Raw genomic sequence first — 9,178 nt, forward strand, 5'->3', positions numbered from 1 at the left:
TCTCCCCCTACACTAGGTTCTCTTCGTCGGCAGCGTCAGATGTGTATAAGAGACAGGCCGCCGCGGCCGTTGCGCTGGCCGGGCTGCGCACGTAGCGGGTCGTGACCATGCCCTGCTGGGTGCTGGTCTGTGCCACATAGCCCATGGGCGGCACCATCTTGTAGCCCACGGCGCCGGCAGCGGAGTCGAGCGCTGAGTCCCCGTCAGCGGCCACGGCGCCCGGCGCGCCGGGCTGCTGCTGGCCGCCGAGGGCGCCCAGGGTGCCCACCGCGTTGCCCCAGGCGTTGTTGAGCACGTCGATCGGCGTGGTGGAGCCTGTCCTGCCCGGCCGCACGGGCGCGGCCTGGTCCACTGCGGGCGCGGCGGTGGGATCGGCAGGTGTCAGGCTGGTGCCGGCGCCGGAGCCCGGGTTGCCCGACTTGAGTTGCCTGCGCAGCTCGTCGTTCTCGCGGATCACCCGCTGCACGTCCTGGCGCAGCTCGCGGTTGGAGGCCACCACGGTGGCCAGGGTCTCGGCGGGCGTGTCCTCATCCGCGCCCGCAGTCTTGGGCAGCGGCACGCTCTTCATCGGCTCGGACACGGCGGTTGCGCCGCGGTTCATGTAGAAGATGGTGGCAATGATGGCCACCGCCACGATGACCAGCACCGGGACGAATCTGTTGCTCTTGACGGCCATGCTTGCTCCTACAGGCAGGATTCGAAGGAGCGCTCGCAGACCAGATACAGCGCGGTGGTATCGGTATCGCTTCCTGCGGCGCCGATGCGTCCGTGCTGGGCGGTCGCGGCGATCCAGCGCCCGCGCAAGGACTCCAGGGGCAGTTCGAGCGGGTAGCGGGACTGGTTGGTCACGCGCACGGCGGTGACGTAGAGCGCGCCGGCCTTCCATTGGCCCACCGGCACGGCTTGCACGTTTGCGCCACGCAGCAGCGCAGTGACCGGATCGTGGGCCACCGGCACCTGGTTGACGCCTGGCAGCGGACTGGCCAGCCGCCTGGGCGCGTACAGCTGGCGCGCCGCATGCCGGGTGAGCTGGACCATGTCGATTTCCGGCGCCGGGGCCTGCGCCGCGGCGGCCGCCTGGGCCTCGGGCGAGGAGGGCTGCGCCACCGTCCCCGGCTCGACCACCGACACCTGCAGCTCGCCTGCGCCCAGGGCAGACTTGCTGGCGACGAGATCCAGCGGGATCTGCTGGCCGCTGTCCACGAGTTCGGCGACGATGCGGATGGGCGTGAAGGGCACCAGCGCGGTGACGTAGAGGGTGCCGCCGATCGACTCGACGCGTGCAACGGACTCGATGTCGTTCGGGACGTGCAGCAAGGCTTCTGCCGGCAAGGTGACCAGGCGCTCCTGGCCCACCGTGAGGTTCACCCGGACGGGTTCGCGCGCGAAGACGGTGCGTTCGGCCGTGGATGCCGACACTGCCGCCAGCGGCGCCGGACCCACGCTGCGCAGCGTGGCGCGGGCTGCGGCGGCCCGGGCGATCGAGGAGCGCCCGGCGCCGGCCAGTGGCGCCGGCATGCTCATGCCGGCGACCACCCGCGGCGCAGTCACAGGCGGCCTGCTGGCCGCGGTGGGCGCCTGGCCCAGGTCGATCGCCTCCGTCTGGGCAGCGGGCGGATCGGCCGGCCTGCCGCTGACCAGATCGGACGGCGGCGCGCCTGCGTTCAGCGGCTCGACTTGCTGGGCCAGGCTCGGCTGAGCAGCGCTGGCGGCCACCAGCAGGCCGACCAGGCGCATGCGGTGCGAGGGTAGGAGCTTTCGGTATTGCATGGTCAATCGACGGCGGTATCGCGCGGCAGGCTTGCAGGAGAAATCGTTCCTGGCAGGCGAGGTGCTGTCAGGTCGGCGCGGACCTCCGCGCCAGTCTTCAGGTCGGCCGGGTTCAGGCGCGCCGGGCGGTTGGCGCCGAAGCAGTCGACCGCCAGGTGCCACGGATTGCGCTCGCGGTCGACGTCAAAGCGCACCACGCGCAGCGGATAGCGGATGAACACGTCCTTGACGGACACCCCGCCGAAGGTCTCGGTGACCTGCATGTCCAGCAGCACCGTCCAGGCGTCTGCGCCCTCGCTCAGGACGCGGTTCTCGCTGTAGGGGAAGCCGGGGATCTCGGTGATCTGGCGCGTGCGCCGGCGCAGCTCGCCCTTGCCCTGGCGCAGCTCCATGTCCGCCTGCAGCTGCGCCTGACAGCGTGGCGTGAGGTAGTACTGCATGCTGAAGATCTGCTGGCCATAGTCCTTCGATCCGTCGGTCTGCCAGCGGTTGACCTGCTGCCAGATGTAGTACGCAAAGCCATACACGTTCGGTGGCGGCACCGGCGCGCGCCCATTGCTCACGCGCACGGTGTCGCCGGCGCGCACATCGGGCGCCAGATGCACGTCGATGGACTTCGGCTGCCTCCAGGCCAGCCAGGTACTGACCACGCCGAGCGCGACCACGGCGAAGACGATCCTGATGAGCCGCTCGTTGTGCCTGCGCTCGGATGCCAGGGCATCCAGAAATTGACCGCTGCTCATGGTCTTGCGGACGAAGGGGTGATGCGACCCGTGGCCTGTGCGCCGCCGCCGGTCACGGTGAAGCCGAGCCGGCGGCCGATCTCGTAGTAGCCGTCGTGCTGGAGGAAGTGCTTGCGGGCCAGGCCGACGTCGCCACACCAGATGCGCACGACCTGCACGTACCAGCCCTCGGGCTTGCCGCGCTTGACCTGCTGCAGGTACAGCGAGCCGTACCACAGGGTCAGCATCGGCCCGACGACGCAGACCGCGAAGATGAAGTGCCAGTAGCCGGTGAGCGCGTACAGCAGGCCGCCTGCGGCCGCGCTGACCGTGAGCGAGGCCAGGCCCAGGTAGCCCGCCTCCGTCGCGGACATGCCGTTGATGATCGGCGGCTCCGAATTCACGCGATCGGTCAACGGAGCGCGCATGGCGCCGAAGCCGGGATCAGAGTGTTCCTGTGCCATGGGAGCGTCAGGCCAGTGTCTGAATCGCGTAGTTGACCATCATGATGACGAAGATCACCACCACGACGCCCACGATCAGAAATTCCTTGAGCTCACCCAGTTGGACCTGGCCGCTGCTGTATTCCTTCCAGCGGCGCATCGCGCCGGTGATGACCGAAATGAACGCCAGGGCGGCGAGCACCAACCCGAGCAGCGTGAGGCCGACCTTGAAGTACGCCCCCATCATCGAGAGCCAGTCGCCATCCTGAACCGGTGCTCCCCCGATGCCGCCGCCCGAGGGCGCCGGGATGTTGGGCAGCGCCGCCATGGCGGCGCCCTGGGCCGCGGCCGCGCACGCCAGCGCGTAGCGGGCGCACTTCACTGCATATTGACGAATGAGCTTCATGGGAATCCCCTTGCGTTGAAAGAAAATTGGACCTGGATCAAAGCCAGGCCAGGAAGGAAAAAAGGACCAGGACCAGCACGAGGAGCAGGACCAGCGCGCGCACCACTTCGGCTTTCTCCAACTCCCCGCTGCCGTAGCCTTCGGCGAGCTGCGCGCTGATCCAGGCCGCGATCACCAGGACGACAGCGAACACGAGGGCCAGCAGCACCACCTTCATCCGCGCCGGATCGACCCCCGCGCCCTGCAGGAAGCCCGCCTTCATGTCGCCGTACATGCTGTGTGTCCTTGTGCTGTCTGTCCTCGTGCGGGCCTACTGGCGGTAGTCGCCGCGCAGCGGCGCCACCGGGCGCGGCTGGCGCGGCGCGTCCACGTGCGAGATGACGCCCTGGCGCAGCATCTCCAGGTCGCGCTGCAGCCAGTCGTAGCGGAACTTCACGCGCTGGCCCGTGGGCGCGGAGCGCTCGGCCTCGGCCACCATGGCTTGCACCTGCTCGATCTCGGCGGCGATGCGCGAGAGGCGCTCGCGCTCGAGCTCGTCGTCAGTGCCTGCGGCCCAGGCCGCGGCCGTGGTCGCCAGCAGGCCGGTCACGATCCACGCGAAGATGCGGCGTGGCATGCGGGTGGGTTTCATCGAATCCTCCTTGTCAGAATCAGAACTCATGCGTATTTCTTGAAGGCGCCCACGGTGGTCGACAGGGTCGCGGCCACCAGGACCGTGAAGACCATGACCATGTAGGCCGGGTTGAAGCCGCCGAAGGGCCAGGACAGGTACAGACCGAAGCCGCCGGTGAGCGCCCATCCGGTGTAGCGTTTGGCGTGGTGGTAGACGAAGGAGGACTCGCGGCCCCCCATCCAGCGCCGCCGGTCGCGCCGGACCAGGCCATCGACGATGCCGATCAGGCAGGCCAGCACGAAGGCCGGCATGGCGAAGGCCGCAATGCACAGCCGCAGGAACACGTCCTGGGCGACGAACATGCTGATCAACGCCCATTCGCTCAGGACCAGGCCCAGGCCTGAGCCGGCCTCGGCCAGGCCCTTCAACTGCCCAAGCCTCGGCAGTGAGGAGGAGGGCTGCGTGGCGGGAGCACCCTTGTCGGCGCGCGGGGCGCGCAGGTGCTGGTACCAGCGCAGCACGCCGAGCTTTTCGTAGGGAAGGCGGACCCAGCGGGCGACCTTCAGAGAAAACCCCACGGTGTCGGCCACCAGCAGGCTGCGCGGCGCCGCCGCGATGTAGGCCAGGTCCTGCTGCACCATGCTCTGCGCGTGGCGCACGCCTTCGCCCTTCCACAGCAGATAGCCGCCTCCGATCTCGATCAGCAGGCCGACCACCCAGGCGCTCATCGTCACGCTGATCAGGCCGAAAGTCACGCTGAACGCGAGCTCCACCGGCCCGGTGGCGCGCGGCTTGGGCGGCGGCCGCACGGCGCTCACGACGAGTGCCCCATGAGGTTGCCCATGACGGCGCTGTGCGCCAGCGCGGAGCCCTGCGTGCCTTGCACGGCGGCGACATGGGCATCGTCGTCTGCATCCTCGGCCAGGTGCGTATCGATCAGGCCAGAGGCGCCCGCGCCCAGCGGCTGCGCGCCCAGCCAGTCCGTCTCCGCGGCCCAGCGCTCGCTGGTGCGATAGCGCCGCTTCATGTCCTCGGCGACTACCTTCAAGGACTTCGGGATGAACGGATCTCCCGTGGTGTCGGCCAGCGGAATGCGGATCTTGAAGCGCCTGTTGCCTTCGAGCAGCGCGAACGCCTGCCCCTGGGGCAGTTCGAGAATGTCCGAGGCCTCGAAGAGCGGCGCCTTGACCGAGGTGACGATGTCGTCGTTGCGGCTGGTGAAATCCACCCCGTTGCCCTGCGCTGCCGTGTCGGTCACCCCGGACATCGGCGTCAGATGCACCACATTCACCTGGGGCAGTTGATCCGCAATCAGGTTGGCCGTGGCCACCGAGCGCACGCGCAGCATGACCAAGTGGTTGAAGTTGTCCATGATCTGGCCGGCCTTGGCCTTGTCGCCGACCTTGGCCTCGATGTCGAACATCGACTGCGTGTAGGCGGTGATCTGGAAGCCCGAGCCGCCGAGCTTGTTGACCATCGGCACGAATTCCGGCCCGGCGATCTCGTTGACCTCATCGAAATGGCAGCAGACCTTGGGCAGCTTGAGCTTGCCGCCCGGCGTGTGCGGATCGAGGCCCGTCTTGTAGAGCTTGCCGCCGACGGACACCAGGTCCGAGAGCATGGAGTTGCCGACGGCGGACGACACGACCGAGTCCGAGAGGGCGTCCAGGCCCGCGTACACGATGCCGCCCTGGCGGAAGACCGTCATCCAGTCGAAGATCGGGCGCTTGTCGTTCGGGTCGAAGTAGTCGGGGGAGATGAGCTTTCCGACCGCGCCGGAGGTGAGCTTCTCGAGGAAAGGGCCAAGGCTTGCGACGATCTTCTCGTAGAAGCTGCGCTCGTAGCTGAACGCGGCGGCCAGACCCAGCAGCACCTTGTCGTCCAGGCGCGATTCCTTGATGAAGAGGAACATCGCCAGCAGATCGGGCGCGCGGTCGGCCAGGCTGCGCGGCACTGGCGCCTTCTTGGCCTGGATGAGGGCCTGGAGCTCCTGCAGGCGGCGCTCGTAGTCCTTGAACCGTCCCTCGGCCGCCAGCTTGCGGAACATCATGTTGGCGTAGTCCATGAACAGCGGGTCGATGCCGGTCACGTCCTTGAGCAGCGTCTCGTAGGTCGGGATGCGGCCGAGCGCGACCTGGGCCTGGGCCACGATGTTGGTGAAGCGCCAGGAGAATTCCTTGAATGCGGCCGAGTTGCCGGCCGAGGGCAGGGCATTGGTGGAGCGGCCCGCCACTTCGGTGATGCGCGCGAAGTTGCCGATGCCGTTGTAGCGCGCGGAGATGTCGGGATAGCCGAGATGGAACAGATAGAAGCTCTGCTCCCGGCCCGCGCGCCGCGCCTCGGCGTGCATGCGCAGCATCAGTTCGGCGTCGCCCTTGGGGTCGATCACGATGACGACGTGCCCAGCGTGGATGTCCTGGGTGACCAGCAGTTCGAGCAGCCGCGTCTTGCCCACCCGCGTGGTGCCCATGACCAGCATGTGCCCATTGCGCGAGGCCTGCCTCAGCTTGACGGGCCCTTCCTGCAGCACGCCGACGCCGTGCAGCACCGGCGTGCCGCCCAGGTCCACGCCGCTGGCGAATGGGTTGGCAGTGCCGCCGACGTCGACGGCCGCGCGCACCACCTTGCGCAGCGGTGCGGCCGGCTTCTGGTCGGTCCACTGGCGGATCTTCTCGCCGGCGCGCGCCAGGCGGACCTCCAGCGCGCTCGGGCGGACGTACTCCTGCACGTTCTTCTGCTGGGTGTCGAGCTTGCGCTGCGTGTGCTTCTGGGTCCACTCGAAGCCTTCGCCCAGGTACAGGTGCTCCTTGGTCACCGGCAGCCTGTGCGGCGCCACGCGGGTGATCTTGGTGAACTTCAGACCGCGCTGGTAGCGGTACACGCCCAGCGCCTCGCGGGTGCGGATCCAGCCGAAACCCGCGGCAATGGCGCCGGTCAGCAGGCCCAGCGGCTGCGGCATCATCAGCGCCCACGGCGCGGCGACGGCCACCCCGGCGATGCCGAACGCCGTCACCGCGCTCCAGCCCTCGATCGGAGGCCTGAGCAGCCCTTCCATGACTGCTTCACTCATCGTGGTCCCCGGTGCGGTGTTGCCCAACGCCTGCGCCTTCACCCTCGAAGGCCTGGAACAGAATCTGGTATGCCCGGCCATCGGTGTGCACCAGCAGCGGATACACGCCCGCACCCGCGGCGGCCAGCTGCTCCGAGAGCCAGCCGCCCGTGTCGGGCGCGAGCCGCATCGGCGCGGCCAGGCGCTGCAGCGCCCGGTATGCGGTGACCGATCCCGCCCGGACCACGATGCCCACGGCTTGGGCCTGCACCAGGCGGGCATGGTTGAACGCCAGCCAGCGCATCGAGAGCTCGTCGGCCGCGACCACGAAGGTGGGCTGCGTCATCCAGGCCGCGTTGAACACCGGCATGCCGTCCTTCGCCAGCACAGCGCTGCGAAGTTGCTTCGTGCCGAAGGGAAACTGCACGCCCGCGAGCGCGCCGGAATCCTCCGCATCGCCCGCGAGCTGGGCCAGGTAGGGCGCCAGGGGCACACTGCGCCCGCTGTCGTAGAGGACCGCCGGCGGCGTGTCCATCGGCTGCAGGCCCTGGGCGAACCCGGGCGCAGCCATGAGCTGGGACACCAGGATCGCCAGCACGCATGAAACAGACATGACCCGGCAGCGCATGCTCACCTGCCCAGGGGATGCCGAGGCGCGGGAGCGGCCTGCTCGACAATCTGCCCGCGCGGCACGTTGGCCATGTCGGCCGCCCCGACCGAGCTGCGGACCCTGGGCAGGCCCTCGTAGCTGACCATGGGCTCATTCGGGTAGAGCCGGGCCATGGCCGCCTGCATCTCCCGGTCCCACGCGATGCTGCGCTCCACGTCCTCGCGGAAAAGCCGCGCCAGACGTTCGGCGTACTGGCGCCGCTCCGCGTCGGTGCGAGCGTGGATGCCGAGCACCTCCAGTGGACTGAGCTTGTCCACGGAGAAGCTGGCGCGCGGCCCGAGGGCCAGCACCTTGGCCCGCTGCATCTCCTCGGCACTCAGGCCCCACATCTCGCGCAGCGCGCGGTCGGTGGCATCGGCCTGAGTCCGCGCAGCCTCGGTGATCGCCGCCGTGGAACTGCCCTCGGCCGTGCGGGAGGTCCGAACCTGCCCCATCGAGGGCGCTGCATGCAGTGCGGCCAGGGCCGCGAGGAGGTATGCCACGCGCATGCTCAGCCTCCCTGGTTCACAAAAAGGGTCAGGCCCGCGCTGCCGGGCGCGGCGAAGGTGGCCGAGCGCGCCACCGGATCGGCCGACTTGAGCGCCAGGCCGTTGACCACATCGCCCGGGCGCAGCACGCGCAGGCGGCGATCCCCCGGCACGCCGGAGGCCACCACGACGGACGGCTCGCCGTTCCACATGTCGACCGCGACCAACTGCCCGGCGAGCGGCGCGGCCGGCTTCTCCGCCACTGCGGCAGGCGTCTCCTGCGGCCGAATCCTCGGTGGACGCTGGGTCGCCGGACGAACGGCCGCCACCTTGGCCGGCGCGCCGGCGGGCTTGTGCTGTGCAGGCTTGCGTTCTGCCGTGGAAGCCGGCGCTGGCGACGGGACAGGGGAGGGCGCCGGCGGCGGCCCACGCCGAGCGCTCGCGCTTGCGAACGATTCGTGGGCCTGCTGCAGTTGGCCGAGTTGCTGGGTCAAAGCAGCCAGGGCCGACTGCATTTGTCGGAGCTGCTCCAGCAGCTCTGCGTTCGTCGGCCCGCTGCGGGCCGGCGCGGCAGGCGCCTGGACGGCTTCTACGGCCGGGACGGCCTGAACGACCGGGAGGTTCCGCGGGACGGTGGCGGCTGCTGGTGCAGCCGCTTCCTCTCGCACCGGCTCCGGCGCAGCCGCTGCTTCGGCGGTCACGGTTTCAGCCTGGGTCACGGCGCCTGCCGCTGCCGGCACGGCCCACTCCTGGGGCCGGGATTCGGGACCACCCAGGCGGGGGTCGATGGTGTCCCTGGCCGGTTCCTCGGCAGCCGGCTCAGGCAGTCCCGTTGCGGGCAGGCGGGTGCCGAGCAGATCCGGCAAGGGCGACGACCTGGGGCCGAACTGGAGGTAGCCGAGGACTGCGATTCCCAGGCCACAGGCGACCAGGAGGCTGCGCATGCCCGGCTTGCCCGCACCGCTGCCGCTCCGGCCGCGCCCGGGGCGGCCGGAGCGGCGCGGCGGCTCCTCGGGCGCCTGTCTCTTATACACATCT

General features: G+C 69.5%; 12 protein-coding genes. All 12 read right to left on the bottom strand.

Annotated features, from left to right (window positions below):
- Positions 1-7: 7 nt before the first annotated feature.
- The 12 genes from JHD63_RS20370 to JHD63_RS24210 are packed head-to-tail and all read right to left on the bottom strand — an operon-like array spanning position 8 to position 9,006.
- On the bottom strand, positions 8-676 hold the full coding sequence (locus tag JHD63_RS20370) for a hypothetical protein (RefSeq protein WP_233168490.1): 669 nt from the start codon (positions 674-676) through the stop codon (positions 8-10).
- 8 nt (positions 677-684) lie between these two features.
- Positions 685-1,770 carry a TIGR03749 family integrating conjugative element protein gene (locus tag JHD63_RS20375; RefSeq protein ID WP_198972633.1) on the bottom strand — a complete coding sequence of 362 codons (1,086 nt, stop codon included), beginning with the start codon at positions 1,768-1,770 and terminating at the stop codon, positions 685-687.
- Between the two features lie 2 nt (positions 1,771-1,772).
- Positions 1,773-2,513 carry a PFL_4703 family integrating conjugative element protein gene (locus tag JHD63_RS20380; protein WP_198972634.1) on the bottom strand — a complete coding sequence of 247 codons (741 nt, stop codon included), beginning with the start codon at positions 2,511-2,513 and terminating at the stop codon, positions 1,773-1,775.
- Positions 2,510-2,956: a TIGR03750 family conjugal transfer protein gene (locus tag JHD63_RS20385; RefSeq protein WP_233168491.1), complete on the bottom strand. Its 447-nt coding sequence runs from the start codon at positions 2,954-2,956 to the stop codon at positions 2,510-2,512. Before JHD63_RS20385 ends, JHD63_RS20380 begins: the two co-directional genes overlap by 4 nt.
- A gap of 7 nt (positions 2,957-2,963) precedes the next feature.
- Positions 2,964-3,341 (bottom strand): DUF2976 domain-containing protein, encoded by a 378-nt coding sequence (locus JHD63_RS20390; RefSeq protein WP_198972635.1) that lies wholly within the window; start codon positions 3,339-3,341, stop codon positions 2,964-2,966.
- Positions 3,342-3,378: 37 nt separating this feature from the next.
- On the bottom strand, positions 3,379-3,615 hold the full coding sequence (locus JHD63_RS20395; RefSeq protein WP_198972636.1) for a DUF3262 family protein: 237 nt from the start codon (positions 3,613-3,615) through the stop codon (positions 3,379-3,381).
- A gap of 36 nt (positions 3,616-3,651) precedes the next feature.
- On the bottom strand, positions 3,652-3,972 hold the full coding sequence (locus tag JHD63_RS20400) for an integrative conjugative element protein, RAQPRD family (RefSeq protein WP_198972637.1): 321 nt from the start codon (positions 3,970-3,972) through the stop codon (positions 3,652-3,654).
- Positions 3,973-3,998: 26 nt separating this feature from the next.
- Positions 3,999-4,772: a DUF4400 domain-containing protein gene (locus tag JHD63_RS20405; protein WP_370590594.1), complete on the bottom strand. Its 774-nt coding sequence runs from the start codon at positions 4,770-4,772 to the stop codon at positions 3,999-4,001.
- Entirely contained in the window at positions 4,769-7,024 is a 2,256-nt protein-coding gene (gene traD / locus JHD63_RS20410; RefSeq protein WP_198972638.1) for a type IV conjugative transfer system coupling protein TraD, read from the bottom strand. The genes JHD63_RS20405 and traD overlap by 4 nt, the downstream gene beginning before the upstream one ends.
- The gene (locus JHD63_RS20415; protein ID WP_233168492.1) at positions 7,017-7,616 is read right to left on the bottom strand and encodes a PFL_4695 family integrating conjugative element protein; all 600 of its coding nucleotides are present in this window, start codon (positions 7,614-7,616) and stop codon (positions 7,017-7,019) included. The genes traD and JHD63_RS20415 overlap by 8 nt, the downstream gene beginning before the upstream one ends.
- A gap of 17 nt (positions 7,617-7,633) precedes the next feature.
- Positions 7,634-8,161 (bottom strand): integrating conjugative element protein, encoded by a 528-nt coding sequence (locus JHD63_RS20420; RefSeq protein ID WP_198972639.1) that lies wholly within the window; start codon positions 8,159-8,161, stop codon positions 7,634-7,636.
- A 2-nt stretch (positions 8,162-8,163) separates the two neighbouring features.
- Entirely contained in the window at positions 8,164-9,006 is an 843-nt protein-coding gene (locus JHD63_RS24210; RefSeq protein ID WP_233168493.1) for a hypothetical protein, read from the bottom strand.
- Positions 9,007-9,178: the final 172 nt, after the last annotated feature.

Origin of the sequence: Xylophilus sp. ASV27, from assembly GCF_016428875.1 — a bacterium.
In the GTDB taxonomy this organism is placed as follows: domain Bacteria; phylum Pseudomonadota; class Gammaproteobacteria; order Burkholderiales; family Burkholderiaceae_C; genus Xylophilus.

Excerpts from the sequence above, each read along its gene's own strand:
- JHD63_RS20370 (WP_233168490.1), bottom strand. The coding sequence starts at position 676 with ATGGCCGTCAAGAGCAACAGATTCGTCCCGGTGCTGGTCATCGTGGCG.
- JHD63_RS20375 (WP_198972633.1), bottom strand. The coding sequence starts at position 1,770 with ATGCAATACCGAAAGCTCCTACCCTCGCACCGCATGCGCCTGGTCGGC.
- JHD63_RS20380 (WP_198972634.1), bottom strand. The coding sequence starts at position 2,513 with ATGAGCAGCGGTCAATTTCTGGATGCCCTGGCATCCGAGCGCAGGCAC.
- JHD63_RS20385 (WP_233168491.1), bottom strand. The coding sequence starts at position 2,956 with ATGGCACAGGAACACTCTGATCCCGGCTTCGGCGCCATGCGCGCTCCG.
- JHD63_RS20390 (WP_198972635.1), bottom strand. The coding sequence starts at position 3,341 with ATGAAGCTCATTCGTCAATATGCAGTGAAGTGCGCCCGCTACGCGCTG.
- JHD63_RS20395 (WP_198972636.1), bottom strand. The coding sequence starts at position 3,615 with ATGTACGGCGACATGAAGGCGGGCTTCCTGCAGGGCGCGGGGGTCGAT.
- JHD63_RS20400 (WP_198972637.1), bottom strand. The coding sequence starts at position 3,972 with ATGAAACCCACCCGCATGCCACGCCGCATCTTCGCGTGGATCGTGACC.
- traD (WP_198972638.1), bottom strand. The coding sequence starts at position 7,024 with ATGAGTGAAGCAGTCATGGAAGGGCTGCTCAGGCCTCCGATCGAGGGC.
- JHD63_RS20415 (WP_233168492.1), bottom strand. The coding sequence starts at position 7,616 with ATGTCTGTTTCATGCGTGCTGGCGATCCTGGTGTCCCAGCTCATGGCT.
- JHD63_RS20420 (WP_198972639.1), bottom strand. The coding sequence starts at position 8,161 with ATGCGCGTGGCATACCTCCTCGCGGCCCTGGCCGCACTGCATGCAGCG.